The 26,426-nt window shown below is 69.3% G+C and carries 20 protein-coding genes and 1 tRNA gene; 9 read left to right on the top strand and 12 right to left on the bottom strand.

Annotation, left to right across the window (positions count from 1 at the left end):
* The first annotated feature begins 28 nt into the window (after positions 1-28).
* The 4 genes from ACZ3H8_RS12020 (at position 29) to ACZ3H8_RS12005 (ending at position 6,229) form a co-directional block, all read left to right on the top strand.
* Positions 29-415, top strand: a complete 387-nt coding sequence (locus tag ACZ3H8_RS12020) for a chorismate mutase (RefSeq protein ID WP_467400497.1) — start codon at positions 29-31, stop codon at positions 413-415.
* A 95-nt stretch (positions 416-510) separates the two neighbouring features.
* Complete coding sequence (pepN, locus tag ACZ3H8_RS12015) at positions 511-3,039, top strand: aminopeptidase N (protein WP_467400494.1); 2,529 nt, start codon at positions 511-513, stop codon at positions 3,037-3,039.
* A gap of 359 nt (positions 3,040-3,398) precedes the next feature.
* Positions 3,399-4,799: a pyridoxal phosphate-dependent decarboxylase family protein gene (locus ACZ3H8_RS12010; protein ID WP_467400492.1), complete on the top strand. Its 1,401-nt coding sequence runs from the start codon at positions 3,399-3,401 to the stop codon at positions 4,797-4,799.
* Positions 4,796-6,229 carry a lysine N(6)-hydroxylase/L-ornithine N(5)-oxygenase family protein gene (locus tag ACZ3H8_RS12005; protein ID WP_467400489.1) on the top strand — a complete coding sequence of 478 codons (1,434 nt, stop codon included), beginning with the start codon at positions 4,796-4,798 and terminating at the stop codon, positions 6,227-6,229. The genes ACZ3H8_RS12010 and ACZ3H8_RS12005 overlap by 4 nt, the downstream gene beginning before the upstream one ends.
* Here ACZ3H8_RS12005 and ACZ3H8_RS12000 read toward each other — a convergent pair whose 3' ends face one another.
* Positions 6,230-8,032 carry a bifunctional metallophosphatase/5'-nucleotidase gene (locus ACZ3H8_RS12000; RefSeq protein ID WP_467400487.1) on the bottom strand — a complete coding sequence of 601 codons (1,803 nt, stop codon included), beginning with the start codon at positions 8,030-8,032 and terminating at the stop codon, positions 6,230-6,232.
* 170 nt (positions 8,033-8,202) lie between these two features.
* Here ACZ3H8_RS12000 and ACZ3H8_RS11995 point away from each other — a divergent pair, with 170 nt between their 5' ends.
* The gene (locus tag ACZ3H8_RS11995) at positions 8,203-8,916 is read left to right on the top strand and encodes an SIMPL domain-containing protein (RefSeq protein ID WP_467400485.1); all 714 of its coding nucleotides are present in this window, start codon (positions 8,203-8,205) and stop codon (positions 8,914-8,916) included.
* Positions 8,917-9,106: 190 nt separating this feature from the next.
* Positions 9,107-10,540, top strand: a complete 1,434-nt coding sequence (gene pyk, locus ACZ3H8_RS11990) for a pyruvate kinase (protein WP_467400484.1) — start codon at positions 9,107-9,109, stop codon at positions 10,538-10,540.
* 138 nt (positions 10,541-10,678) lie between these two features.
* On the opposite strand, the gene ACZ3H8_RS11985 is transcribed toward pyk, so the two are convergent.
* A tRNA-Leu gene (locus tag ACZ3H8_RS11985) sits at positions 10,679-10,753 on the bottom strand.
* A gap of 98 nt (positions 10,754-10,851) precedes the next feature.
* On the opposite strand from ACZ3H8_RS11985, the gene ACZ3H8_RS11980 reads away from it, so the two are divergent.
* On the top strand, positions 10,852-11,505 hold the full coding sequence (locus tag ACZ3H8_RS11980; protein ID WP_467400481.1) for an ANTAR domain-containing response regulator: 654 nt from the start codon (positions 10,852-10,854) through the stop codon (positions 11,503-11,505).
* Between the two features lie 60 nt (positions 11,506-11,565).
* Here ACZ3H8_RS11980 and ACZ3H8_RS11975 read toward each other — a convergent pair whose 3' ends face one another.
* The 5 genes from ACZ3H8_RS11975 to ACZ3H8_RS11955 form a co-directional block, all read right to left on the bottom strand.
* On the bottom strand, positions 11,566-12,282 hold the full coding sequence (locus ACZ3H8_RS11975) for an ABC transporter ATP-binding protein (protein WP_307664126.1): 717 nt from the start codon (positions 12,280-12,282) through the stop codon (positions 11,566-11,568).
* On the bottom strand, positions 12,282-13,193 hold the full coding sequence (locus ACZ3H8_RS11970) for an ABC transporter ATP-binding protein (protein WP_467400478.1): 912 nt from the start codon (positions 13,191-13,193) through the stop codon (positions 12,282-12,284). Before ACZ3H8_RS11970 ends, ACZ3H8_RS11975 begins: the two co-directional genes overlap by 1 nt.
* A 3-nt stretch (positions 13,194-13,196) precedes the next feature.
* Positions 13,197-15,023 (bottom strand): branched-chain amino acid ABC transporter permease, encoded by a 1,827-nt coding sequence (locus tag ACZ3H8_RS11965; RefSeq protein WP_467400475.1) that lies wholly within the window; start codon positions 15,021-15,023, stop codon positions 13,197-13,199.
* 5 nt (positions 15,024-15,028) lie between these two features.
* The gene (locus tag ACZ3H8_RS11960) at positions 15,029-15,958 is read right to left on the bottom strand and encodes a branched-chain amino acid ABC transporter permease (protein ID WP_307664129.1); all 930 of its coding nucleotides are present in this window, start codon (positions 15,956-15,958) and stop codon (positions 15,029-15,031) included.
* Positions 15,959-16,055: 97 nt separating this feature from the next.
* A complete protein-coding gene (locus ACZ3H8_RS11955; RefSeq protein WP_467400473.1) occupies positions 16,056-17,285 on the bottom strand; it encodes a branched-chain amino acid ABC transporter substrate-binding protein in 1,230 nt (409 codons plus the stop codon).
* Between the two features lie 447 nt (positions 17,286-17,732).
* On the opposite strand from ACZ3H8_RS11955, the gene ACZ3H8_RS11950 reads away from it, so the two are divergent.
* Positions 17,733-17,918, top strand: a complete 186-nt coding sequence (locus tag ACZ3H8_RS11950) for a hypothetical protein (protein WP_467400470.1) — start codon at positions 17,733-17,735, stop codon at positions 17,916-17,918.
* A gap of 241 nt (positions 17,919-18,159) precedes the next feature.
* Here ACZ3H8_RS11950 and ACZ3H8_RS11945 read toward each other — a convergent pair whose 3' ends face one another.
* From ACZ3H8_RS11945 to ACZ3H8_RS11930, 4 genes are all read right to left on the bottom strand, one after another.
* Entirely contained in the window at positions 18,160-18,510 is a 351-nt protein-coding gene (locus ACZ3H8_RS11945; protein ID WP_467400468.1) for a hypothetical protein, read from the bottom strand.
* A gap of 137 nt (positions 18,511-18,647) precedes the next feature.
* Entirely contained in the window at positions 18,648-19,526 is an 879-nt protein-coding gene (locus tag ACZ3H8_RS11940) for a trypsin-like serine protease (protein WP_467400467.1), read from the bottom strand.
* Positions 19,527-19,732: 206 nt separating this feature from the next.
* The gene (locus tag ACZ3H8_RS11935; RefSeq protein WP_467400464.1) at positions 19,733-20,206 is read right to left on the bottom strand and encodes a PaaI family thioesterase; all 474 of its coding nucleotides are present in this window, start codon (positions 20,204-20,206) and stop codon (positions 19,733-19,735) included.
* A gap of 83 nt (positions 20,207-20,289) precedes the next feature.
* Complete coding sequence (locus ACZ3H8_RS11930) at positions 20,290-22,563, bottom strand: FdhF/YdeP family oxidoreductase (RefSeq protein WP_467400462.1); 2,274 nt, start codon at positions 22,561-22,563, stop codon at positions 20,290-20,292.
* A 116-nt stretch (positions 22,564-22,679) separates the two neighbouring features.
* On the opposite strand from ACZ3H8_RS11930, the gene polA reads away from it, so the two are divergent.
* Positions 22,680-25,388: a DNA polymerase I gene (gene polA, locus ACZ3H8_RS11925; RefSeq protein ID WP_467400459.1), complete on the top strand. Its 2,709-nt coding sequence runs from the start codon at positions 22,680-22,682 to the stop codon at positions 25,386-25,388.
* A 150-nt stretch (positions 25,389-25,538) separates the two neighbouring features.
* Here polA and ACZ3H8_RS11920 read toward each other — a convergent pair whose 3' ends face one another.
* Positions 25,539-26,348, bottom strand: coding sequence for a DUF4184 family protein (locus ACZ3H8_RS11920; protein ID WP_467400457.1), 810 nt, complete (start codon positions 26,346-26,348; stop codon positions 25,539-25,541).
* Positions 26,349-26,426: the final 78 nt, after the last annotated feature.

The following is a 26,426-nucleotide window of genomic DNA, read 5'->3' as shown; positions in this document are numbered from 1 at the left end:
CAACCTGATCGACGTAAGCTCGATGACCATGACCACGAGGGACATCGACGAGAACGTGCGCGCCGAACTGAACCGTCTGCGCGAGAGCATCGACAACATCGACGCGGCAGTCGTCCATATGCTCGCCGAGCGTTTCAAGTGCACACAGCAGGTCGGCCACCTCAAGGCGCAGCACCATCTGCCGCCCGCCGACCCGGACCGTGAGTCCCGCCAGATCGAGCGGCTGCGGCAGCTCGCGGAGAGCGCGAAGCTGGACCCCGCCTTCGCGGAGAAGCTGCTGAACTTCATCATCGCCGAGGTCATCCGCCACCACGAGACAATCGCGGCCGGCCCGAAGGCCGATCCGGCGGCCGACCGGCACACGGCCCCGGACACCGCCCTGGACACCGCCCCGGACAACGACTCGAAGGCATAACCCGACGCCTGAGGCCCCCCGCCGCAGGTCTGTGCGCCGAGAGCACAATCGATACCCCGTGTGCAGGACAGGGGCCATCGGGCAGCATGGCCCCCATGTCCGTACTGACGCGCGACGAAGCGCAGACCCGAGCCCAGCTCCTCGACGTCCACCGGTACACGGTCGAGCTCGATCTCACCGGTGGCGAAGAGACCTTCGACTCCCGAACCGTCATCCAGTTCACCGCGCGCGCGGCCGGGGACACCTTCGTCGAGCTCAAGCCGGCCGTGCTGCGCTCCGTCACTCTCGACGGGCAGCCCATCGACCCGGAGTCACTCGCCGAGAACCGGCTCGCGCTCACCGGCCTGAGCGCCGGGGAGCACGAGCTGCGCGTCGAGGCGGACATGCGCTACTCCCGCACCGGTGAAGGCATGCACCGCTTCACCGACCCCACCGACGGCGAGACGTACGTCTACACCCAGCTCTTCATGGAGGACGTCCAGCGCGTCTTCGCCGCCTTCGACCAGCCCGACCTCAAGGCCGTCTTCGACGTTTCCGTCGCAGCGCCCGAGGGCTGGACCGTCCTCGGCAACGGCGTCGCCACCCCCGACGGCGACGGCCGCTGGACCTGCGCGGAGACCCCACCGCTCGCCACCTACTTCGTGGCCGTCGCCGCGGGCCCCTGGCACTCCGTGACAACCGAGCACGCCGGGCTGCCCTTCGGCATCCACTGCCGCCGCTCGCTCGCGCCCCACCTCGACGCGGACGCCGACGAGATCCTCGAGATCACGCGCCAGTGCTACGACCGGTACCACGAGAAGTTCGAGGAGCCGTATCCCTTCGACTCCTACGACCAGGCATTCGTGCCCGAGTTCAACGCCGGGGCGATGGAGAACCCGGGCCTGGTCACTTTCCGCGACGAGTTCATCTACCGCTCCGCGGTCACCGACACCGAGCGGCAGACCCGCGCCATGGTCATCGCCCACGAGATGGCCCACATGTGGTTCGGCGACCTCGTCACGCTCAAGTGGTGGGACGACATCTGGCTGAACGAGTCCTTCGCCGAGTACATGGGCTACCAGACCCTCACCGAGGCCACCCGCTTCACCGACACCTGGGTGGACTTCGCGATCGGCCGCAAGTCCTGGGGCTACGACGCCGACCAGCGGCCCTCCACCCACCCCGTCGCACCGGACCCGGACGCCGTGCCCGACACCGCGTCGGCGATGCTCAACTTCGACGGCATCTCGTACGCCAAGGGCGCGTCCGCCCTGCGCCAGCTGGTGACCTGGCTGGGCGAGAAGGACTTCCTCGCCGGGATCAACACCCACTTCGCCCGGCACAAGTTCGCCAACGCGACACTGGCCGACTTCATCGACTCCCTCGCGCACGCCACTGACCGCGATGTGCACGGCTGGGCGGCGTCCTGGCTGCGTACGACGGGCGTCGACACCCTCACGCCGACGATCACCGAGTCCAACGGCAGCTGGGCGCTGCAGATCGCCCGCGACGGCAGCCGTCCGCACCGCATCGCGGTCGGCGCGTACGACGCCGACCCGGTGGACCCCGGCCGGCTCGTGCTGCGAGACAGGCTCGAACTGGACGTCCCGCAGAACGGGAACGGCGGCACCCACCCGGGCCGCCGCCCGGCCCTCGTCGTCCTCAACGACGGCGACGCCAGCTACGCCAAGGTCCGCCTGGACGCCGCCTCCTGGGACACGGCCGTACGCTCCCTCTCCAGCATCCCGGACCCGCTGACCCGCGCCGTCGTGTGGAACGCCGCCCGCGACATGGTCCGCGACGGCGGCAGCGTCTCCCGCGGGGCGAACTCCGGCCCCCTGACCATGACCCCCACCGCCTATCTGGAGGCCGCCCGCGCCCATCTCCCGCGCGAGTCGGACCTCGCCGTCGTCCAGGGCGTCCTCGCCTTCGCCGCCGGTCAGATCGCCGACCGCTACCTCCCCGCCGACGAGCGGCCCGCCGCCCTCGGCGCGATCAGGGGCATCTGCCGCGACCTGCTGCGCCGCACCGAGGACGGCAACGACCCCGGCCTGCGCCTGACCGCCGTACGCCACTTCATCGACGCCGCCGCCCAGCCGGAGACGCTCCAGGAGTGGCTCGGCGACGGCAGCGTGCCCGGTGGCCCGGAGCTCGACCCGGAACTGCGCTGGCGCATCCTGTACCGCCTCGCAGTCCTCGGCGCGATCGACGACGCGGCGATCGCCGCGGAACTGCACCGCGACCCCAGCGCCACCGGCCAGGAGGGCGCGGCCCGCTGTCGCGCAGCCCTGCCCACGCCGGAGGCGAAGGCGGCGGCCTGGCAGCGGCTGTTCACCACCGACTCGCTGTCCAACTACCTGTTCACGGCAACGGCCCAGGGCTTCTGGCAGCCCGAACAGGCCGATCTGGTAAGGGAGTACGTGCCCCGCTACTACTCCGACTCGGTGTCCCTGGCCACCCGCCGCGGCCCTGCCATCGCGGAGGCGGCGGGCCGCTACGCCTTCCCGCTCCACGCGGTGGACGCGGAGGCGCTGCGACTGGGCGAGGAGTGCCTGCGCGACGCGGACCTGATCCCGGCGCTGCGCCGCAAGCTGGCCGACCAACTCGACGACCTGCGCCGCGCGTTGACGGTCCGCGGAGGCTAGCCGCCCCCGGGGGCTCCGCCCCCGGACCCCCGCTCCTCAATCGCCGGAGGGGCTGAAATTCAGCTCCTCCGGCGGAAACTGAAGCCTCGTGGGGGCCCGGACGAAGTCTGGGGGAGTTTGAGGCGCGGGGTCTGGGGCGGAGCCCCGGTTACGGGAAGGGGCGGGTAGGGGAACAGGCCCCGCGCAGCGGCCCCCCGCACCCCGCTCACCCGCCCCGCCATATCAACAACCCGCCCCCCAACTCCCCCCTTCCCCACCGCAGTACCACTTTCGGGTCCGGATCGTTGAGCTCTGCGGGCACCCGGCCGGGTCCCCCGTACACCCTGGTGTGACACCCCGCGCTCACCGGAGGACCCCGCATGAGTACGCCGCCGCCCGGCCCGCCCCTCGCCGGAGGAATCGCAGGCCCCGACGCCCTGCGGCCGCTGCTCGCCGTCGTGCTCGACGCGCTCCACGAGGGCGCGGTGGCGCGCGGCGGGCCGTTCCCTGCCGGCGGCCCCGACGCCGTGGCCGCGCGGGTCCGCGAGGCCGCCGAGCCCGTGCTCCCCGACCGCGGCACCGGTGCCGAAGACGCCCTGCGCGGCCTCGTCCGCACCCTCTCGCACGGCGCCGCCGACCCCGCGGACCCCCTGTGCGTGGCCCATCTGCACACCTCGCCACTCGCGCTCGCCGTCGCCGCCGATCTCGCCGCCTCCGCGCTCAACCCCTCCATGGACTCCTGGGACCAGGCCCCGGCCGCGTCAGAGCTGGAGGCCGTGGTCTGCCGCGCCCTCGCCGCCGAGGTCTACCCGCACCAGGCCGACCCCGACGCCCTCGTCACCACCGGCGGCACCGAGTCCAACCAGCTCGGCCTGCTGCTGGCCCGCGAACGCCACGGCGCGGTCCAGGTGATCTGCGGCGCCGCCGCCCATCACTCCGTGCACCGCGCCGCCTGGCTCCTCGGCCTGCCCGAGCCGGTGACCGTCCCCACCCCCTCCGGCGTCCTCGACCTCGCCGCACTCGACAAGGCCCTCGCGGATCTGCCCGGCCCGCTCCTCGTCGCCGCCACCGCGGGCACCACCGACACAGGGCGAATCGACCCGCTCCCCGAGATCGCCGACCTGTGCGGGCGCCATGGCGCCGAGCTCCACATCGACGCCGCTTACGGCGGACCGCTGCTGTTCAGCGCGGAGCACCGCGGCAAGCTGGCCGGCCTGGAGCGCGCCCAATCCGTAACCCTCGACCTGCACAAACTGGGCTGGCAGCCGATCGCGGCGGGCCTGCTCGCCATCCCCGACCGGGCCCTGACCGCCCCCCTCGCCATCACCGCCGACTACCTCAACGCCGACGACGACACCGAGGCCGGCCTGCCCGACCTGCTGGGCCGCTCCCTGCGTACGACACGACGCCCCGACATCCTCAAAGTCGCCGTCACCCTCCGGGCGCTCGGCCGCACCGGCCTCGGCGCGCTCGTCGACCGCGCCTGCGCCGCCGCCCAGCAACTCGCCGACCTCGTCGAGGAACACCCCCGCCTCGACCTGTGCGAGCGGCCCGTACTTTCCACCGTCCTGTTCCGGCCCACCGGGGCCACCGACGAGCAGACCGCGGGCATCCGCCGCACGCTCCTCGCCGACGGCCGCGCCGTCCTCGGCCGGGCCCGCGCCGACGGCCGCCTCTGGCTCAAGGCCACCCTGCTCAACCCGCACGCCACCCCCGGTGACCTGGCAGCTCTGGTCCAGGAAGTCCTGATCGAACTCGTGAAAGGCAGCACCCCACGATGACCGGCATGCCCGCAACCCAACCCTCCCCCCAGGGGGCGTGGGGGGACCCCCAGCCCCACGACCTCGTGGGCATCGGCATCGGCCCGTTCAACCTCTCCCTCGCCGCGCTCGCCGACGGCGTCCACGGCGGTCTCGCCACCGCCTTCTACGAGCAGCGGCCCGCCTTCCACTGGCACCCCGGCCTGCTGATCGAGGGCGCAACCCTCCAAGTTCCGTTCCTTGCCGACCTGGTGACGCTCGCCGACCCCGCCAGCCCCTGGTCCTTCCTCAACTATCTGCGCTCCCGGGACCGGCTCTTCCCCTTCTACTTCGCCGAGCGGTTCCACATCCAGCGCGCCGAGTACGACGCCTACTGCCGCTGGGTCAGCGACAGCCTCACCGGCCTGCACTTCGGCCATCAGGTCGACGCTGTGCGCTGGAACCCCGAACGCTCCCTGTTCGAGGTCGACTTCACGCAACTCGACGCCGAGGGCGAGGCGGAGGCCCTGGGGCGTGCGTACACGCGGCACATCGCGCTCGGGATCGGCACCGAGCCGTACGTGCCCGAGCCGCTCAGGCCGCTCGCCGACGCCCCGACCGTCCCGGTCATCCACTCCGCCGACTACCTCGACAACCGCGAACGGCTGCTGGCCGCCGAGCACATCACGATCATCGGCTCCGGACAGTCGGGCGCCGAGGTCTTCCTCGACCTGCTACGGGCCCGGCCGGCGGGCGCCGAGAAGATCCACTGGCTGGCCCGTACCGAAGCCTTCGCGCCGATGGAGTACTCCAAGCTCGGCCTGGAGCACTTCACCCCCGACTACACCCGCTACTTCCACGCGCTGCCCGAGCAGACCCGCGACGCCCTCGTCCCACGCCAGTGGCAGCTCCACAAGGGCATCGACGCCGACACCATCGCCGCCATCCACGACGAGCTCTACCGCCGCACCCTGAACGGCGGTTGGCCCGACGCCGTCCTCACCCCCGGCGTCTCGGTCCGCACCGCCGGCCGGGTCGCCACCACCAAGGTCGAACTCCACATCGAGCACACCCAGCAGGGCACCCGCTCCCGCCTCACCACCGACGCCGTTGTCCTCGCCACCGGCTACCGCGAGCGTTCGCTCGACCGGATGCTGGCCGGCCTCGACCCGCACATGATCCGTGACGCGGCCGGGCGCCCGCGCATCGACGACCGGTTCCGGCTGATCCTGGACAGCTCGGTGACCGGCTCGGTGTACGTACAGAACGCGGAGCGGCACACGCACGGCGTCGGCGCGCCCGACCTTGGCCTGGCCGCCTGGCGCAGCGCGAGCATCCTCAACTCCCTCACCGGCAAGGAGCCCTACCCGCTGCCGCGTCGCACCGCCTTCACCAGCTTCGGCCTGGACCGCGAACGGGCCCTGCCGGCACACACGCCGGAGGGCCTGCGCCCGCTGATGGAACACTCCTGATCAGAAGACGGGCGTGCCGTCCCGCGTCAGCTTCCAGTCCACCGAAGCGAACTGCGCGGGATCGATCGTGCCCTTGGCCTTCGCCCACGTGATGATCGTGTTGCGGATCTCGTCCGAATTGGCCCACAGCTGCTTGGCCTGTGCGACGTGCGGGAAGTTCCCGCCGCCGCTGGCCCGGTAGTTGTTGACCGCCAGCACGAACTGAGCGGCCGGATCGATCGGCTTGCCCGCGAAGGACAGGTTCACGATCCGCGAACCGGCCGGCTTCGCGATGTCGATCTCGTACGTCAGGCCGTACAGAGCGTCGTAGTTGTAGTCCGGAATGCTGTCGGCGTTGGTGAGCTTCGCCGGGTCCACGGGAGCACCGGCGGCCGTCTGGACGAAGTACTTCGCGGAGAACTCCAGATAGTCCTTCAGCTGGGCGCCGGTCAGCAGCCGCGCCTCCAGGGTGTTCTCGAAGACGTACAGGCCGGCCGCTTCGCGGATCGTCACCTGGCCGGCCGGGATCGCCGCCGTCCGGGAGAAACAGGAGGCCTGGGAGACGACGGGCAGCGCCGCGTACTCGCCGCCGGCCAGGGCAGCCTTCACCGTCTCCGCCTGGACATGGTTGATCAGATCGATGATCGGGACGTCCTTGTACGGGCCCTCGGTCGCGGCCATCGCGGCGGCGGAAGTGCCGATGACCTGGTTGACGTACGCGACGACCTTCTTGTGTTCGTCGTCAAGGAGCCGGATGATCTTCGGATCCTCGGCGGCCGTGTTGGAGTTGAGGACCTGCGCGCCGACCTTCTCGACCGTCCAGCAGCCCTTGTTCCAGACCAGGTCGAAGTCGAAGAGGGTGAGCCGCTGGCCCCACTTGAGCGGCTCGGAGAGCACCACCTTCTCGCCGGTCTCCTTGTTGGCGACGAAGTACTCGGCGATCTCGGTATGCGCGTGACCGACGAGTATCGCGTCGATGCTGGGCACCTGCTCGGCGACGAGACCGGCGGCGTTCTCGATGTACGGGAGCTGGTCGCCGTACGAGGAAGTGCCGCTGGAGCCCGAGTGAGCGGAGACGATCACGACGTCCGCGCCCATGGAGCGCAGCTTCGGCACCCACTTCGCGGCCTGCTCCTCCAGACCCGGGAAGACCATCTTGCCCTGGACATTGGCCTTGTCCCAGATGGCGATGCCGGGATTGGTCAGGCCGAGGACCGCGACCTTGACGTCACGGCCGTGCGGGGTGCACAGGCGGTGGATGCTGTACGGCGGGAAGGCCGGACGGAGCGTCTTGGCGTCCAGCGCGTTCGCGCCGAGCAGCGGGAAGTCGCACTGCTCCTCGAACTTCCGCAGCACCGGGATGCCGTAGTTGAACTCGTGGTTGCCGAGCGCCGCCGCGTCGTAGCCCATGGCGTTCATGGCCTGCGCCATGGGGTGCACGGGGCCGCGCTTGGCCGTGATCGGGTCGACCTTCGCGTAGTAGTACGACAGCTGGGTGCCCTGGATGGTGTCACCCGCGTCGATGAGAAGGGTGTTGCGCCGCCCCTTCTCCTTCCGCACCTGATCGACAAGTGTCGAGATCTTCGCCAGGCCCACGTCGTTGTGTGCCTTGTCGTCGAACTCCTTGTCCGTGAAGTAGTCCCAGTTGAAGACATTGCCGTGCAGATCGGTGGTGCCCATGACGGTGAAGGAGTACCGCTTCGGCGGACGTCCGTGGCTCTGGCCCTGTGCCGCCGCGGCGGGCGCGGCGGCGGCGCCGGCGACGGCCACTCCCGCCCCGGCGGCGGCCGAACGCTCCAGGAACGTCCTTCGGTTCAGCGGCATTTCGTCTCCCTCGATGTCCATCGGTCAGCTGCACAACGCGCGTAGATTCTGGCTCAGAAGCATCGCGCGGCAACACCCCTCGCGGGTTTCGATCTGGTGTCTGCCAGTTGTCGTCGGCGGGTGCGAGAGTGTCCATGACGACTGTTTGAGGACGTACGAGGGAGCTTCCCGTGACCACCGACGCACCCCACACCGCCGCGCCGTACGGCACCCCCGAGACGCCGCGCGTCGCCGTGCGCGGCGAGGCGCGCCTGGAGTTCGACCCGGAGATCGCCAGGATCGGCGTCGCGGTCAGCGCACGCGGCACGGACCGGCGCAGCGCGCTGGAAGACCTCACCCGCCGCAACTCCGCGGTCCTGGACCTGATCAAGTCGTACGGCGAGTCGGTGGAGAAGCTGGAGACCGGCGCGTTCTCCATCAGCCCCGAACTGGGCCGCCACGGCAGGGGCGAACGGGTCCGCGCCTATCACGGCCGGGTCCACATCACCGCCGAGCTCGCCGACTTCACCGCGCTCGGAGAGCTCACCACCCGGCTCTCGGACCTGGAGCTGACCCGGGTCGACGGTCCTTGGTGGTCACTGCGCCCCGACTCCCCGGCCCACGGCGAGGCCCGCCGCCAGGCGGTGCGGGAGGCGGTCCAGCGCGCCCGTGAGTACGCCGAGGCACTGGGGGCGCGGCTGTCCGCCCTGGTCGAGCTGGCCGACCTGGGTGCGGAGAACACCGTCCCGTACGGCATGCCGCCCGCTCCCGGCGGCATGCGTATGGCCGCGTACGGCTCAGCCGAGGGCGCCGAGACGGCCCCGGCCCTCGATCTGGAGCCGCAGCGCCAGACGGTCTACGCACAGGTGAACGCGCGCTTCACGATGACGCCCCCGCAGCTTTAGCGACCGAGGTCCCCGTGATCACACTGCGTTATGGACCGGCCCCTGGGTGCTGCGCGCATACTTGTCATGAATGCTCATCAGAGCACCGCTGCGCACAATTCAACACTTGTCAATAACCCTTCATGTAAAGGTTGTTGAGTAGTCATGCGCGACCAATTCTCTACCCGCCGGTAAGCCCTAGGCTCGAAGCATGCGCCGAGCAAAGATCGTCTGCACCCTGGGACCCGCCACCGACTCATACGACCAGATCAAGGCACTGGTCGAAGCCGGAATGGACGTCGCCCGCTTCAACCTCAGCCACGGCACCTACGCCGAGCACGAGGAGCGCTATCAGCGCGTACGCAAAGCATCCGACGAAACAGGCCGCAGCGTCGGCGTCCTCACCGACCTTCAAGGTCCGAAGATTCGCCTCGGACGCTTCCGTGAAGGCCCCGTACTGCTTGAACGCGGCGATGAATTCACCATCACCGTCGAGGAGACGGAAGGCGACCGACACACCTGCGGCACCACCTACCAGGGCCTCGCGGGCGATGTCACCACCGGTGAGCGCATCCTCGTCGACGACGGCAAGGTTGCCCTCGAAGTGACCGCGGTGGACGGCCCCCGGGTCCACACCACCGTCGTCGAAGGCGGCATGGTCTCCGACCACAAGGGCCTCAACCTCCCCGGCGTCGCAGTCTCCGTCCCCGCCCTCTCCGAGAAGGACATCGAGGACCTCCGCTGGGCGCTGCGCATCGGGGCCGACATCATCGCGCTCTCCTTCGTACGCAGCGGACGCGACATCGACGACGTCCACCGGATCATGGAGGAGGAGGGCCGCCGCCTCCCCGTCATCGCAAAGGTGGAGAAGCCGCAGGCCGTCGAGAACATCGACGACATCGTGGCCGCCTTCGACGGCATCATGGTCGCCCGCGGCGACCTCGGCGTCGAAATGCCACTGGAGCAGGTGCCGATCGTCCAGAAGCGCGCGATCAAGCTCGCCAAGCGCAACGCCAAGCCGGTCATCGTCGCCACCCAGATGCTCGACTCGATGATCGACAACTCCCGCCCCACGCGCGCCGAGGCGTCCGACGTCGCCAACGCCGTCATCGACGGCACCGACGCCGTGATGCTCTCCGGCGAGACCAGCGTCGGCAAGTACCCCGTCGAGACGGTGAAGACGATGAGCCGCATCGTCGAGGCGGCCGAGGAAGACGTCCTCGCCAAAGGCCTGCCCCCGCTGACCGAACGCAACAAGCCACGCACCCAGGGCGGCGCCGTGGCCCGCGCGGCCGCGGAGATGGGCGACTTCCTGGGCGCGAAGTTCCTGGTCGCCTTCACCCAGTCCGGCGACACGGTCAGGCGCCTCTCCCGCTACCGCTCACCGATCCCGCTGCTCGCCTTCACCCCGGACGCGGCCACCCGCTCCCAGCTCAATCTCACCTGGGGCGTGGAGACCTTCCTCGGCCCGCGTGTCGACTCCACGGACGCGATGGTCGCTCAGGTCGACGAGGAGCTGCTGAAGATCGGCCGCTGCGAGAAGGGCGACATCGTCGTGATCACGGCGGGCTCGCCGCCCGGCGTCCCGGGCTCGACGAACCTGGTGCGCGTCCACCACATCGGCGAGGACGACAGCCTCAAGTAGGCGTCGGGTGCGCGTATCCAGGTCGTACATGCGGCCGAGCCCGGCTGGATCTTCATGGCCCGGGGCGGAACGGTGAAACGATCACACGTTCACGTGAACTTCAACTATTCCGACGTGACCTTGGAACCGAAGGAAAAGTGCCCCGGGTCGGACTCGAACCGACACTGTATGGGTTTTGAATCCATTGCCTGCTGCCAATTGGGCTACCGGGGCTCGCAGAATCAAAGGTTGCCCCCGACCTGCTGCAGCACCACCTTACCGCAGCTGGGTAGGCTCTTGGGAGCTGTGCCTGTCCTGAACGAGGAGCTCCCGTGACCGCCCCCGACTCGCCCCAGCCCGTCGACGACGACGACAAGTCGCATGTCCCTCCGCTGACGACCCGTGTCGTGATCGCCGAGGACGAGGCCCTCATCCGTCTCGACCTCAAAGAGATGCTGGAGGAAGAGGGCTACGCGGTCGTCGGCGAGGCCGGAGACGGGCAGCGGGCCGTCGAGCTGGCCCGGGAGCACCGGCCCGATCTGGTGATTCTGGATGTGAAGATGCCCGTCCTGGACGGGATCTCCGCGGCCGAGAAGATCGCCGAGGAGTCCATCGCCCCCGTCCTGATGCTCACCGCGTTCTCGCAGCGCGATCTCGTCGAGCGGGCCCGGGACGCCGGGGCCATGGCGTATCTGGTGAAGCCGTTCAGCAAGAGTGATGTGGTCCCCGCCATCGAGATGGCGGTGTCCCGGTTCACCGAGCTGAAGGCGCTGGAGCAGGAGGTCGCCGACCTTTCGCAGCGGCTGGAGACGCGCAAGCTCGTGGACCGTGCGAAGAGCGTTCTGCAGACGCAGTACGGGCTGACGGAGCCGGCCGCGTTCCGCTGGATCCAGAAGACGTCGATGGACCGGCGGTTGTCGATGCAGCAGGTCGCCGAGGCGGTCATCGAGGACGCCGAGGAGAAGAAGGCCGCGAAGGACCAGTAGGGCATACGGAGAGGCCCGCACCCCGAGCTCGGGGTGCGGGCCTCTCCGTATGCGTACGGCTCAGTCCTCGCCGAGGTAGGCCTTGCGGACCGAGTCGTCGTGGAGCAGGTCCTGGCCCGTGCCGGAGAGCACGATATTGCCGATCTCCATGACATGGCCCTGGTCGGCGAGCGACAGCGCGGCCTGGGCGTTCTGCTCGACGAGCAGAATGGTGGTGCCCTGGGCCTTGAGCTCGACGATCGTCGCCATGATCTTCTGCATCATGATCGGGGAGAGACCCATGGAGGGCTCGTCGAGCATGAGCAGCTTGGGCTGGGACATCAGCGCGCGCCCCATGGCGAGCATCTGCTGCTCGCCGCCGGAGAGCGTGCCTGCGGCCTGCTTGCGACGCTCACCCAGGATGGGGAAGAGGTCGTAGGCGCGCTGGATGTCCTTCTCGATTCCAGCCTTGTCGCTGCGGAGGAAGGCGCCGAGCCGCAGGTTGTCCTCGATCGTCATGCGCGGGAAGATGTGCCGCCCCTCGGGGGAGTGGGCGAGTCCGAGCGAGACGATCTGGTGGGCCGGGGTCTTCTTCAACGACTTGCCGTTGAACTTGATCTGGCCGCCGACAGGCTTGAGAAGGCCTGAGAGGGTGCGCAGGGTGGTCGTCTTGCCGGCGCCGTTGGTGCCGATGAGGGTGACGACCTCGCCGGCTTCGACGCTGAACGAGATGCCCTTGACGGCCTCGATCTTGCCGTAGGCGACGCGCAGGTCCTCGACTTCGAGAAGTGCGGTCATCAGTCGTTCTCCTTGCTGGCGGACTCGGCGGGTCCGGTGGACCCCGCTGCGCCGGTTTCGGCCGCTTCCACTTCGGCCACTTCTTCGTCGCCGGGGGCGCCTTCGAAGGGCTCGCCGAGGTAGGCGGCGATGACGCGCTCGTCGCCCTGGACGGTCTCGCTGTCGCCTTCGACGAGCTTCTCGCCCTGGACGAGAACCGCGACGCGGTCGCACAGGTTGAAGATGAAGCGCATGTCGTGCTCGATGACGAGGACGGCGATGCCCATGTCCCGGATGGCGAAGACGAGCTCTTCAGTGGCCCGCGTCTCCTGCGGGTTCATTCCGGCCGTCGGCTCGTCGAGGAGGAGCAGGCCGGGGTCGCTGGCGAGTGCGCGCGCGATTTCGAGCTTGCGCTGTTCGCCGTAGGGGAGGTTGCGGGAGAGGTGTTCCGCCTTGCCCGCGAGGCCGATGAACTCGAGGAGTTCCATGGCCCGTGCCCGGGATTTGGCTTCGGCCTTGTGGAAGCCGGGGCCGCGCAGGAGGGCGGACCAGAGGCCTTCATTGGTACGGGTGTGGCGGCCGACGAGCACATTCTCCAGAACGGTCATGTTGCCGAAGAGGCGGATGTTCTGGAAGGTTCGCGCGACGCCCGCCGCCGTGACCTTGAAGGACTTGGCGGGGAGGACGGTGCCCTTGTAGCGGACCTCGCCCTCGGTGGGGATGTAGAGACCGGTGAGGCAGTTGAAGAAGGTGGTCTTCCCCGCGCCGTTGGGGCCGATGAGGCCGACGATCTCGCCGCTGTTGACGGTGAGGTCGACCGAGCGTACGGCGGTGAGGCCGCCGAACCGCATGGTGACGCCGCGGGCGTCGAGGACCGTCTCGCCGGGCGCGGTGGCCGGGGCGGTGCCCTTCGTGGTGGTGTCGGTGGTCATGGATCAGGCCCCTGTCTTGCTGAGGACTGCGGGCGCTTCCGCGGATTCGTGGAACTCGAGCTGGCGGCGCCGGTTGGGGATGAGTCCCTCGGGCCTGAAGCGCATCAGGAGGACGAGCGCGAGGCCGAAGGCGAGGAGCTGGTAGTCGCCGAGGAACTGCAGCTTGGCCGGGATCAGGTAGAGCAGCGCGGCGCCGACGAGCGGTCCGCTGATGGTGCCCATGCCACCGAGGACGACCGCGGCCAGCAGGAAGGCCGAGTTCGGCGGGACGACGTGGGCGAACTGGTACTGCTCCGGCGTCACGGTGTAGGTGACGTGGGCCTGGACCGTACCGGCGAGGCCGGCCAGGGTCGCACCGAGAGCGAACGCGATGAGCTTGACCCGGAAGCCGTTGATGCCCATGGCGAGCGCCGCGGTCTCGTCCTCGCGGATCGCGATCCAGGCGCGGCCGATGCGGGAGTCTCCGCTGCGGCGGAAGACCACCACGACGATCAGGGTGATCAGCAGCATCAGGAAGAAGTAGTTCGCGAACCGGCCGATGGTGATGCCGAAGATGCTGTGCTCGAGTCCGAAGTCGAAGCCGAACATCTGCAGGTTCGGGATCGACGAGATGCCGTTGGACCCGTTGGTGATGTCAGGGCCGGAGGTGCCGTCGAGGTTGTTGACGGTGATCCGGAAGATCTCACCGAAGCCGAGCGTCACGATCGCGAGGTAGTCGCCGCGCAGTCGCAGGGTCGGGGCGCCGATCAGGACGCCGAAGACCATGGACGCGGTGGCGCCGACGAGGACCGCCCCCCAGAAGGGGAGGTGGATGTCGAACGGCGAGGACGGCGATCCGGAGACCATGGCCGCGGCGTACGCGCCGACACCGAGGAAGGCGACGTAACCGAGGTCGAGGAGTCCGGCGAGGCCGACGACGATGTTCAGACCGAGGGCGACGGTGGCGAAGATCAGGATGTAGACGCCGATGGTCGCGTACTGGTCGTCGGACTGGGTGAAGGGGAAGGCAGCGGCGGCGGCGAACGCGCCGGCCATCGTCACATTGCGGTGCTTGGCGGTGATCGCGGACACCCGTCCGACCAGGCCGGACTTGAAGAGCGCGGCGAACCCGAAACCGGCGGTGATGAGGAAGCCGATGAAGAGTTCGTCGTACTCGGTGCCGATGCCGTACGTGAAGACGACCAGGCCGAAGCTGAGCGCCGCGACGATGATCAGGATCTCGACGTAGGAGGGCAGCTTGCGGGCGGGTGCCGCGGTGCCGCTGGCGAAGGCCGCCTTGAACGTGGTGAAGGAGCCGCGGGCGTTGTGCCGGAACTGGTCCCAGCCGGTGTCCTCGGGGTCTGCCGGGTCGGGCGCGGGGCGCTCGAAGGGCAGCCCGAGGGCGCCGATGAGGGCGACCAGGGTGGCGATTCCCGCGACGTACCCACCGGGCTCGAGGTTGGCGAGGCCGCCGAGCTCGTAGCTGATGGCGATCAGGGTGAACCAGGTGGTGGCGAAGGCGCCGAGCGCGGAGAGCCTGATGGAGCTGTCGGCACCGGCGGGAGCGAGCCACCTGAGGCCCTTGACGCCGTACGAGGAGAGTCCGAACAGGGTGGTCAGGACGCCCGCGATGAGGACGAGCCACTGGAGCCCGCCGGGGTAGCCGTAGACGGTGAGGTCGCCGGGGAAGGCGGCCGTCCAGGTCCAGGCGAGGAACGCGGAGATGACGGTGAGTGCGCCGCCTCCGGTCGCGACGGCGCGCGCGATGTTCGGCGGGAGGGAGATGAGGCCCGTCTGAGCGCTGTCGGCCGGGGTCCGCGGGGTTTCCGCGGTGGGAGTCTGTGTCGTCATCGGTGTCACGCCCTGTCCGCGACGCGCTCGCCGAGGAGGCCTTGTGGCCTGACGAGGAGCACGACGATGAGAAGTACGAAGGCCCAGACGTCGGCCCAGGACTGGCCGCCGAGCTGCTGCATGCCGGGGATGTCGTTGATGTAGGCCGTGGCCATGGTTTCGGCGATGCCCAGGGCGAGACCGCCCAGCATGGCGCCGTAGATATTGCCGATGCCGCCGAGGACGGCTGCGGTGAACGCCTTGAGGCCGAGAATGAAGCCCATGCGGAAGTTCACTTCGCCGTACTTGAGGCCGTACGCGACGGCTCCGACGGCGGCGAACGCGGCGCCGAGGGCGAACGCGACCACGATGATGCGGTCGGTGTTGATGCCCATGAGCTTGGCCGTGTCCGGATCCTGGGCGGTGGCCTGCATACCGCGTCCGGTGCGGGTCTTCATGACGAAGAACGCGAGGATCGCCATACAGATGGGAGCGGCGATCAGCAGGAAGATGTCACCGGTCTGGATGGTGACGCTGCCGAGGTGGAAGGGGCCACCGGGGATTTCGGGGAAGGTGCGGGAGGACTTCGCCTCGGGGTACCAGGCCCACACCGCCTGCTGCAGGGCCAGGGAGAGGCCGATGGCGGTGATGAGTGGGGCGAGGCGGGGTGCGGTGCGCAGTGGCCGGTACGCGAAGCGTTCCGCGCCGACCGCAATGGTGGTGGCGACGATGATCGCGCCGACCAGCATGAGTGGCAGGGCCAGCCACATGGTGGTGCCGGTGGGAAGGATGAGCCAGACCGTGAGGGCCCCGAACCCTCCGGTCATGAAGATCTCGCCATGGGCGAAGTTGATGAGCTGGACAATGCCATAAACCATCGTGTAGCCGATGGCGACGAGCCCGTACATGGATCCCAGTAGCAGGCCGTTGACCAGCTGTTGCGGCAGTTCGTGCACCGCAGGTCCTCCGAGTCTTTCGACGGATATGACACCGCGCGGGGCGCTGGTTGTGCGGCGCGCCCCGCGCGGCATGTGAGGTGTTACGGACTGAGGATCAGCCGGCGAACGTGCCGGACTTGACGGCCTTCCAGGCGGTGCCCTCGTACTTGTAGACCGTGAGCTGCTTGTTGGTGGCGTCGCCGTACTCGTCGAAGGAGACCTTGCCGGTCACACCGTCGAAGGAGACACCCTGCAGGGACTCGATGACCTTGGCGCGGGCGTCGGAGGGAAGCTTGCCGTCGTTGCCCTCGACGGCCTTCTTCACAGCCTCGATGATCGCCCAGGCGGAGTCGTACGAGTAGCCGCCGTAGGCCTCGTAGGCCTCCTTGTAGCCGCCGGCCTTGTAGTTGGCCACGAAGTCCTTGGCCGAGGGGAGCGTCTCGACCGGCGCACCGACGGAGGTGGCGAGGTCACCCACGCCCTCCTTGCCGGAGAGCTTGATGAAGTCGGCGCTGTAGATGCCGTCGCCACCGACGAGCGGGATCGCGGCACCGGACTTCTTGATCTGCTTGCTGAGCGGGCCCGCGACCGGGTACTCGCCGCCGTAGTAGACGACGTCGGCCTTGGAGCTCTTGATCTGGGTGACGACGGCCGCGAAGTCCTTGGTGTCAGGGTTCACGTGCTCGGTGCCGGCGACCTTGCCGCCGAGCTTCTCGAACTCCGCCTTGAAGGTGGCGGCGAGACCGGCGCCGTACGTCTTCTTGTCATCGATGATGAAGACGCTCTTCTTCTTGGCGTCGTTGAACAGGTACTGCGCGGCGAACGGGCCCTGGATGGCGTCCGTGGTCGCGGTGCGGAAGTACGACTTGTACGGGCGGGCCTTCTCGCCGCTGTTCCACTTCGGTCCCTGGGTCAGGGCCGGGTTGGTGTTGGCGGGCGAGACCTGGGCCAGCTTGGCGTCGTCGAAGACCTTCTGCATGGACTCGGCCACCGAGGAGTTCAGGGGGCCGACGACACCGAGGACGTCCTTGTTGGCGACGAACTTGGTGGCGTTCTGCTGTCCGGAGGACGGCTGGGCCTGGTCGTCGAATGCCTCGACCTTGAAGGTGATGCCCTCGACGTACTTCTTCGCGTTGGCCTGCTTGGCCGCGAGGTCGACAGAGTTCTTGATGCCGAGACCCAGCGCGGAGAGCTCACCGGTCAGCGGGGCATCGACGCCGATGACGACCGTGGTACCGCCGCCCTCGGCCCCACCACTGCTGTCGTCGCGAGAGCCACAGGCGGTGAGCGCAAGGGCTCCCGCAGTGAGTGCAGCCGTCATGGCTACGAGCGAACGTTGACGCACGATCAGTCCTTTCACCTGGCACGGCCGCCCCCCACGGGACGTACCGAGTCGAGCGCTGGAACCGAACTGAAGGTAATCCGGCGGCGCGGTGACTGGGCGTGACTCTAAGCGCGGTATTGGGGGAGGTGGAGTGGTCTGGCCAAGGATGTGACGCTCTTGTTATGCCGCGGCGTAATGCATAGCGGATTCTCGTGGGGGGAACGGGGGAATTCCGGCCGGTTCGTCTTGTCCGCATGCTGAGAACCTGCAGGACCGTTCGGCGGTTTGAGTCCTGACGTCCGATCTTGGTGGCACGCAGTGCCAACTGCTCCGGCCAGGTCTCGGGCGTACCGGTCGCCCAGAATGTAACTATGTTCTTGCATTGCGCGCGCATTACGCAGTGTTACGTCAAGGAAAGGGAGCGCGGCATTCCGTGCCACTTTTCCGCATTCCGACACATGGACCACGATGAGTACTTTGCGTGGTTTTCCAGCACTCACAGTGAACGGCGCCGCCGGGGTGGTGGAGATCCTCAGGCCTGCGGAGTTCTGGGTGATCCGCTCGACCGTGACCGGCGGTCCGGAGACGGTGGTGACCATGACGGTGAAATCGAACGAGTCGTGTCCGGCGACCGGCCGGGCGGGTGCCACGTAGGCCAAGGCGACCGCCTGCGCCGGCCATGGCGTCGGGGGAGGCGGGGGCGGCGTCGGCCGGGTCAGACAGAGGTGCGACCCGCCTGCGGCGAGGATGGCCGCGGATGCGGCGGCGATGATCACGGGGCGATGCCGCCCGGCGAACGCGCCCGGCCGGCTGAGCCGGGGCCCGGCCGCGAGGGGAGCGTGGGCGTCGTCCGGCGCGTACGTGCCCTCGCCCGGCTCGACCGGGCCGACTCCGCTCATTGCCAGGGCCCCCCGGTCGGCGTCCCGCTGCGGTGGCGCTCGGTGCAGCGGTCCGCTGCCTGACGGTCGATCAACTTCCATGCGGCGTCGGTTCCTTGGCGCTTCTGCTCGGCGCGGGCGGCAGCCACCACGTCCAGCAGAATCTCGTTCTGCCCGCCGGACAGGCCCATGGCCTGGTAGTCGAGGTTGGCCTGCTCGCCGCCGTCGAGGACGACCCGCGCCCAGTGGGAGATCAGCCGTTCGCACAGTTCCTTCGGTGGGGTGCTGCGCGGAGCCGGTGAGGCGGAGCTGGTGGGGCCGCCGCCCCCGCAGCCGGTGAGGACGACCAGCAGCGCGACGGCGCACATCGCAAGGTGCCTTGCTCGGCGTGGCGGTCCTGGCCCCATGCCGCGACGCTAGCGGGGGTGGCGGGAGAGGGCAATGGTGCGCCTGGTGCCGCCGGACGTGCGGTCCGGCGGCACCCGCCGTGGGGAGGTGGCGCGGGCTACGGCAGCTTGGCGAAGGGGGAGAGGAACGCGCGGGCGCCGGGGGTGTCCAGGCGGTAAGAGACGTTCGTGGCGTAGCACGGGCCGTCGCCCGTGATGGTGGTGGCCACCACGGTGCGCTTGCCGTCCACGGTGGCGAAGTTGGGGCCGCCGGAGTCGCCGTAGCAGGCCCCGCCGTTGCCCTGGGGCGCGGTCATGGCCAGGCGTACCCAGGCTTTGTTGAGGGCGTCGAACGTGACGGGGGCCTTCATTCGGACGCCGCCGCCGGGGTGGGTGTGGCCGCCGGGGCCGCGAGTGGCCTCCTGGGTTCCGTACCCCGCGACGAAGAACGAGGTGTCTTGCAGTCCTTGCGGGCCCAGTGCGTCGAGCGCTCCGGCCTTGGGGAGAGTGGCCGGGGTGAAGGTCCAGCGAGCCTTGACCTGGGCGGCGGTCAGTTCAATGACCGAGATGTCGTGATTGTCCGAGGCGGGGCCCGGGTAGTCGGGGTGGCTGTGGGCGGTGCCCTGAACGGCGACGGCCCTCGCCACGGCCGCCGGGTCGCCGGGGTGTTCGGCGGCGGCTCTGTCGAGGCCGGCTTGCACATCCTGATCGAGGGAGACGTAGAACTTCACGTTCGCCGGCCAGTCGGTGGTGCAGTGCGCGGCGGTCAGAAAGGTGTCCGCGTCGATCATGGTGCCGGAGCAGACCCAGTCGACCCGGTCGGGGGTGGCGGGGTTGTCGTCGTTGTCCCAAGTGGCGACGAGGGCGCCGACCTCGGTGCGCTCCGGCGCGGGTGTGGCGTTGTACGAGTTGATCGCTGAGGACGGGAGTGCCGCACTGAGGACGAGGGCGCAGGCCGCGGCGGTGGCGGCACTCAGGCGTACGGGAACGGCAGTCAAGGGGAGACCCTTCGATGTCGTGGGACGGGGGTTCTCCTGTGGGGTGGTCGACAGTGAAGCGCGCGTGTGGGCCGTGCGGCAAGAGTGACGGGATTACTTGGCTGTTGCTTGACTGATTCCTGTGGCCGAGGGGAAGTTGGCAAGGATTTGCGGTCCGGTGCCGGTGTGGGACGCCGGACCGCTGTGCCGGCTGCGGCCCGCGGGTGTCAGCCCGTCGTGCCGTCCGGGTTCACATCCCGCAGCAGACAGGTCAGCCGCGCCGTGCAGACCCGCTTGTCCTGCTCGTCGGTGATGACGATCTCGTACGTCGCCGTGGTGCGACCACGGTGTACCGGCGTCGCGACGCCGGTGACCAGGCCGGAGCGGACGCCCCGGTGGTGCGTGCAGTTGAGATCCACACCGACGGCGATCTTGGTGACCCCGCCGTGCAGCATCGAGCCGACCGAGCCGAGCGTCTCGGCGAGCACGGCGGACGCGCCACCGTGCAGCAGTCCGTACGGCTGGGTGTTGCCCTCGACCGGCATCGTGCCGACGACCCGGTCCGCCGCCGCCTCGACGATCTGCACGCCCATGCGGTTGCCGAGATGTCCGGCGGAGAAGAGTGCGGGCAGATCAACCCCGAGGGCGGCGTATTCGTCGATGACCTCTTGCGGGAACTTCACGGTTCTCTGCTCGCCCATGCGGCCCGGCTCCGATCTCAGTACGTTGCGTGCGGTGTGCACCGTCTTATCAGATGCCTGAGCGAACGCTTAGCCCGGTGGTCTCATTCCCTGTTCTCGAACCGGACGATCACGGACTTACTCACCGGGGTGTTGCTGATGTCGGCGGTGGAGTCCAGCGGGACCAGCACATTGGTCTCCGGGTAGTACGCGGCGGCGCAGCCCCGGGCGGTGGGGTAGTGCACCACGCGGAAACCGGCGGCCCGGCGCTCCACGCCGTCCTTCCACTCGCTGACCAGATCGGTGTACGAGCCGTCCGCCAGGCCCAGTTCACGCGCGTCGTCGGGGTGCACCAGGACGACGCGGCGGCCGCCCTTGATGCCGCGGTAGCGGTCGTCGAGGCCGTAGATCGTGGTGTTGTACTGGTCGTGCGAGCGCAGCGTCTGCAACAGCAGCCGGCCCGCCGGAACCTTCGGGAACTCGACCGGCGCCGCGGTGAAATTGGCCTTGCCGGTGGCGGTGGGGAAGCGGCGCTCGTCGCGCGGGGCATGCGGGAGCGTAAAGCCGCCGGGGTGGGCGATCTTCGCGTTGAAGTCCTCGAAACCGGGCACCACGCGCGCGATGCGGTCGCGGATCGTCCCGTAGTCCTTCTCGAAGTCCTCCCATGGCGTCAGTGAGCCGGGGCCGAGCACCGCGCGCGCCAGCCGGGCCACGATCGCCGGCTCGGACAGCAGATGAGGGCTCGCCGGTGTCAGATTGCCGCGGGAGGCGTGCACCATTCCCATCGAGTCCTCGACGGTCACCACCTGCCTGCCGCCCGCCTGTATGTCCTTGTCACTGCGGCCGAGGGTGGGCAGGATCAGCGCCCGGGCGCCGGTCACGGCGTGCGAGCGGTTCAGCTTGGTCGACACATGGACGGTGAGCCGGGCCCGGCGCATCGCGGCCTCGGTGACCTCGGTGTCGGGGCTGGCGCTCACGAAGTTGCCGCCCATGGCGAAGAAGACCTTCGCCTCGCCGTCGCGCAGCGCCTGGATGGACCGTACGACGTCGAAACCGTGGTGGCGCGGCGGCGCGAAGCCGAACTCCTTCTCCAACGCGTCCAGGAAGGCGGGGGCCGGCCGCTCGAAGATGCCCATGGTGCGGTCGCCCTGGACGTTGGAGTGCCCGCGCACCGGACAGACGCCGGCGCCGGGGCGGCCGATGTTGCCGCGCAGCAGCAGGAAGTTGACCACCTCGCGGATGGTCGGCACGGCGTGCTTGTGCTGGGTCAGGCCCATCGCCCAGCAGACGATGGTGCGCTTCGAGGCGAGGATCATCTCCAGTGCCCGCTCGATGGCGGCACGGTCGAGCCCGGTCGCGGCGAGCGTCTCGTCCCAGTCGGCCCCGCGGGCCGCGGTCGCGAACTCCTCGTACCCATGCGTGTGTTCGCCTACGAACTCCTCGTCGACCGCGCCCGCTGTCTCAAGGATCAGCTTGTTCAGCAGCCGGAACAGGGCCTGGTCGCCGCCGATGCGGATCTGCAGGAACAGGTCGTTCAGCGCGACGCCCTTGATCATGCCGCGCGGCGTCTGCGGATTCTTGAACCGCTCCAGACCCGCCTCGGGCAGCGGATTCACCGAAATGATCTTCGCGCCCGCGTTCTTGGCCTTCTCCAGAGCGCTGAGCATCCGGGGGTGATTGGTGCCGGGGTTCTGCCCGGCGACGATGATCAGGTCCGCCTGGTGGAGATCCTCCAGCGAGACGCTGCCCTTGCCGATGCCGATCGTCTCGTTCAGCGCCGATCCGGAGGACTCATGGCACATGTTGGAGCAGTCGGGGAGATTGTTGGTGCCGAATTCGCGGGCGAAGAGCTGGAACAGGAAGGCGGCTTCGTTGCTGGTGCGGCCCGAGGTGTAGAAGAGCGCCTCGTCGGGGGAGGCCAGCGCCGTGAGCTCCTCCGCGATGATCGCGAAGGCGCGCTCCCAGGTCACCGCCTCGTACCGGTCGGCACCCTGAGGCAGATACATCGGCTGCGTGATGCGGCCCTGCTGCCCCAGCCAGTAGCCACTGCGTGAGGCGAGATCCGCGAGGGGGTGCGCGGCGAAGAAGTCGGGTGTGACGCGGCGCAGCGTCGCCTCCTCGGCGACGGCCTTCGCGCCGTTCTCGCAGAACTCCGCCGCGTGCCGCTTGTCCCCCTCCGGCCAGGCGCAGCCCGGACAGTCGAAGCCGTCCTTCTGGTTGACCTTGAGGAGCGTCTGCGCGGTGCGGCGCACGCCCATCTGCTGCTGGGCGATGCGCAGCGTGTGCCCGATGGCGGCGAGGCCGGCGGCCGCGTGCTGCGGGTCCGAGACCTGCGGCGCGTCCTGGACCGGATCACCTGCGGGCGGCTTGCTGGACATCGCGCTCTCCCTCGAGCATGCATCTGCGGTAAGTCTTCGATCCTGCCACGGTTGCGGTCACGGTCGGGAATGCCCGGGGGTCGGGATTGTCAGTGGTACGTGGCAGGATCGTGGACGTGGCTGAGACGGCATCGAAGAAGACCGCAGACAACCGACCGCGCCTGCTCCTCATGGACGGGCACTCCCTGGCGTACCGGGCGTTCTTCGCGCTTCCCGCGGAGAATTTCACGACCGCGACCGGCCAGCCGACCAACGCCATCTACGGCTTCGCGTCGATGCTGGCGAACACACTGCGCGACGAGTCGCCCACGCATTTCGCGGTGGCCTTCGACGTGTCCCGCAAGACGTGGCGCTCGCAGGAGTTCCCGGAGTACAAGGCGAACCGCTCCAAGACCCCTGACGAGTTCAAGGGCCAGGTCGAGCTGATCGGGGAGCTGCTCGACGCGATGCACGCCGACCGCTTCGCGATCGACGGCTTCGAGGCGGACGACGTGATCGCCACCCTCGCCACGCAGGCCGAGGCGGCTGGCTTCGAAGTGCTGATCGTCACCGGCGACCGAGACTCCTTCCAGCTGGTTTCCGACCATGTGACCGTGCTGTACCCGACCAAGGGCGTCTCGGAGCTCACCCGCTTCACCCCGGAGAAGGTCTTCGAGAAGTACGGACTCTCGCCGCAGCAGTACCCCGACTTCGCGGCGCTGCGCGGCGACCCGTCCGACAACCTTCCGGGCATTCCCGGCGTCGGCGAGAAGACGGCCGCGAAGTGGATCAACCAATTCGGTTCGTTCGCCGATCTGGTCGAGCGTGTGGAGGAGGTCAAGGGCAAGGCCGGGGAGAACCTCCGCGACCATCTGGAGGCGGTCAAGCTCAACCGCCACCTCACACAGCTGGTGCGCGACGTGGAGCTGCCCAAGGCTCCGCAGGACCTGGAGCGCGTTCCGTACGACCGGGCCGCCGTCAAGGGCGTGCTGGACGTGCTGGAGATCCGCAACCCGAGCCTGCGCGAGCGCCTGCTCGCCGTCGACCCGGGCGCCGAGGCCGAGGAGCCCGTCGCCCCGGCCGCCGGCGTCGAGCTGGACGGCGCGGTCCTGGGCTCCGGCGAGCTCGCGCCGTGGCTGGAGGAGCACGGCACACAGCCGCTCGGCGTGGCCACCGTCGACACCTGGGCGTTGGGCACCGGCAATGTCACCGAGATCGCGCTCGCCGCGGCCTCCGGAGCGGCCGCCTGGTTCGACACCACCCAGCTCGACGAGTCCGACGAGAGGGCCTTCGCCGCCTGGATCGCGGACGCCGGCCGGCCCAAGGTCATGCACAACGCCAAGGGTGCGATGCGGGTCTTCCCCGAGCACGGCTGGAGCGTGGACGGCGTCACCATGGACACCGCCCTCGCCGCCTACCTCGTCAAGCCGGGGCGCCGTTCCTTCGCGCTGGACGCGCTCGCCATCGAGTACCTGGGCCGTGAGCTCGCCCCGGCCCCGGCCGACGGCCAGCTTGCCTTCGGCACGGACGAACAGGCCGAGGCGGAAGCCCTGATGGCGCAGGCCCGCGCGGTCCTCGACCTCGGCGAGTCCTTCACCGAGCGGCTGCGTGAGGTCGGCGCGGCAGAGCTGCTGCACGACGTCGAACTGCCCACCTCCGCCCTGCTGGCCCGCATGGAGCGGCACGGCATCGCCGCCGACCGCCCCCATCTGGAGGCCATGGAGCAGCAGTTCGCGGGCGCAGTGCAGCAGGCCGTGAAGGAGGCGCACGCCGCCGTCGGGCACGAGTTCAACCTCGGCTCGCCCAAGCAGCTCCAGGAAGTCTTCTTCGGCGAGCTGAACCTCCCGAAGACCAAGAAGACCAAGACCGGTTACACCACGGACGCGGACGCGCTGGCCTGGCTGGCAGCCCAGACCGAGCACGAGCTGCCGGTGATCATGCTGCGCCACCGCGAGCAGGCCCGTCTGCGGTCCACGGTCGAGGGCCTGATCAAGACGGTCGCGGCCGACGGCCGGATCCACACCAGCTTCAGCCAGATCGTGGCGGCGACCGGCCGGCTCTCCTCCACCGACCCGAACCTTCAGAATGTGCCGGTGCGCACCGACGAAGGCCGGGCGATCCGCCGCGGCTTCGTCGTCGGCGAGGGCTTCGAGTCGCTGATGACCGCCGACTACAGCCAGATCGAGCTGCGTGTGATGGCGCATCTCTCCGAGGACGAGGGCCTGATCGAGGCCTTCACCTCCGGCGAGGACCTGCACACCACCGTCGCCTCCCAGGTGTTCGGGGTGGCGAAGTCAGCCGTCGACGCGGAGATGCGCCGCAAGATCAAGGCCATGTCGTACGGACTGGCGTACGGCCTTTCGGCGTTCGGCCTCTCCCAGCAGCTGAACATCGAGGCGGCCGAGGCGCGCGGCCTGATGGACACCTACTTCGAGCGGTTCGGCGGCGTCCGGGACTATCTCCGGCGCGTCGTCGACGAGGCCAGGGCCACCGGCTACACCGAGACGATGCTCGGCCGCCGCCGCTATCTGCCCGATCTCAACAGCGACAACCGCCAGCGCCGCGAGACGGCCGAGCGAATGGCGCTCAACGCCCCGATCCAGGGCACCGCCGCGGACATCGTCAAGGTCGCCATGCTCCATGTCGACCGTGCGCTGGTGAAGGCGAAGCTCTCCTCCCGGCTGCTGCTCCAGGTCCACGACGAAATCGTCCTGGAGATCGCTCCGGGTGAGCGCGACCGGGTCGAGTCGCTGGTCCGCAAGGAGATGTCCGCGGCCGTGTCCTTGCGCGCGCCGCTGGACGTCTCGGTGGGCGTGGGCACGGACTGGGAGTCTGCGGCGCACTGACCGTGGCACCCGCGCGGGCCCTCCACCGGGGCTCCGCCCCGGACCTCCCCCTACGCCCTGGCGGGCGTGGGGGGAGTAGGGGGTCTGGGGGCTTGCCCCAGTTCGGGAACGGGCGGGCAGGGGGAAGATCCGCCGCACACGGCTCACGCCTCAGACCCGCACCGCGCGCCCCCGCAGCCGCATCCCCGCCCCGTACACCACAAGGCCCACCGCGAGCCCCGCGCCCGCCCCGAAGCAGGCCGTCGGGATGATGTCGAGGGGCGAGTCCCCCCACCCGTAGTACGCGTACCAGCGCGCACACCGCTGTACGACGCCGAGCAGCACGCACACCGCCAGCAGCGACCCGGCAAGCCACCGCCCCCGCCCGTCCAGCACCGGCACCGACGCGGGCGCGGCGACCGCGGGCTGCCGCCGCAGCGCCGACACCGTGAACCACACCAGCGCCACCATGGCCAGCGCCGAAGTGCCGTACTGCGCGTACGAATACACCGGTAGCCCCACCGCCGTCTCGTTGAGCACCGGCAGCAACTCCGTGCCCCACCGGTCGTGGTGGGTGAAGGCGTCCCACACGACATGCGTGCTCGCGCCGATGACGGCAGATGCATAGAACCGGAGCGCGAGCGCCGGGGGCCGGTCCGCGCGCGGCCCACGCCCTCGTACGAAGGCGTGAACGCGCCCCTGCCAGGCGGCGGGCAGTAAAGCCAGCAGCGGCTCACGCACCATCAGCCACACCGCTGCCAGCGCCGCCGTGATCGCCACATCGACCGTCAGCACCCCGAGCGGGGCATGGGTGACATTGCCGAACTCCATCGCGCCCGGAACGGCGGTGGCCGCGAAGTACGTCATGTCGGGGGCGAACGAGCCCATCACGAGCGCCGAGGTGAGCAGCGGACCGCGCGCCACCCCGTCCCTGCGGATGCCCGGCAGCACCGCCGCGGCATGGCTCAGTGTGAACGGCATGGTCGTGCCCCCTGGTGACCGCTGTTGATCAATGGCGCCCAGTATGCGTGATGCTCCGACTCCGGATTCCGGGCGACC

The sequence above is a fragment of the Streptomyces sp. NPDC002868 genome, from assembly GCF_055563295.1.
This window is presented reverse-complemented; position numbering and strand designations above follow the sequence as displayed.

Excerpts from the sequence above, each read along its gene's own strand:
- ACZ3H8_RS12005 (WP_467400489.1), top strand. The coding sequence starts at position 4,796 with ATGACCGGCATGCCCGCAACCCAACCCTCCCCCCAGGGGGCGTGGGGG.
- pepN (WP_467400494.1), top strand. The coding sequence starts at position 511 with ATGTCCGTACTGACGCGCGACGAAGCGCAGACCCGAGCCCAGCTCCTC.
- ACZ3H8_RS11945 (WP_467400468.1), bottom strand. The coding sequence starts at position 18,510 with ATGTGCGCCGTCGCGCTGCTGGTCGTCCTCACCGGCTGCGGGGGCGGC.
- pyk (WP_467400484.1), top strand. The coding sequence starts at position 9,107 with ATGCGCCGAGCAAAGATCGTCTGCACCCTGGGACCCGCCACCGACTCA.
- ACZ3H8_RS12000 (WP_467400487.1), bottom strand. The coding sequence starts at position 8,032 with ATGCCGCTGAACCGAAGGACGTTCCTGGAGCGTTCGGCCGCCGCCGGG.
- ACZ3H8_RS12020 (WP_467400497.1), top strand. The coding sequence starts at position 29 with ATGACCACGAGGGACATCGACGAGAACGTGCGCGCCGAACTGAACCGT.
- ACZ3H8_RS11950 (WP_467400470.1), top strand. The coding sequence starts at position 17,733 with ATGAGTACTTTGCGTGGTTTTCCAGCACTCACAGTGAACGGCGCCGCC.
- ACZ3H8_RS11975 (WP_307664126.1), bottom strand. The coding sequence starts at position 12,282 with ATGACCGCACTTCTCGAAGTCGAGGACCTGCGCGTCGCCTACGGCAAG.
- ACZ3H8_RS11920 (WP_467400457.1), bottom strand. The coding sequence starts at position 26,348 with ATGCCGTTCACACTGAGCCATGCCGCGGCGGTGCTGCCGGGCATCCGC.
- ACZ3H8_RS11970 (WP_467400478.1), bottom strand. The coding sequence starts at position 13,193 with ATGACCACCGACACCACCACGAAGGGCACCGCCCCGGCCACCGCGCCC.
- ACZ3H8_RS12010 (WP_467400492.1), top strand. The coding sequence starts at position 3,399 with ATGAGTACGCCGCCGCCCGGCCCGCCCCTCGCCGGAGGAATCGCAGGC.
- ACZ3H8_RS11935 (WP_467400464.1), bottom strand. The coding sequence starts at position 20,206 with ATGGGCGAGCAGAGAACCGTGAAGTTCCCGCAAGAGGTCATCGACGAA.
- ACZ3H8_RS11965 (WP_467400475.1), bottom strand. The coding sequence starts at position 15,023 with ATGACGACACAGACTCCCACCGCGGAAACCCCGCGGACCCCGGCCGAC.
- ACZ3H8_RS11930 (WP_467400462.1), bottom strand. The coding sequence starts at position 22,563 with ATGTCCAGCAAGCCGCCCGCAGGTGATCCGGTCCAGGACGCGCCGCAG.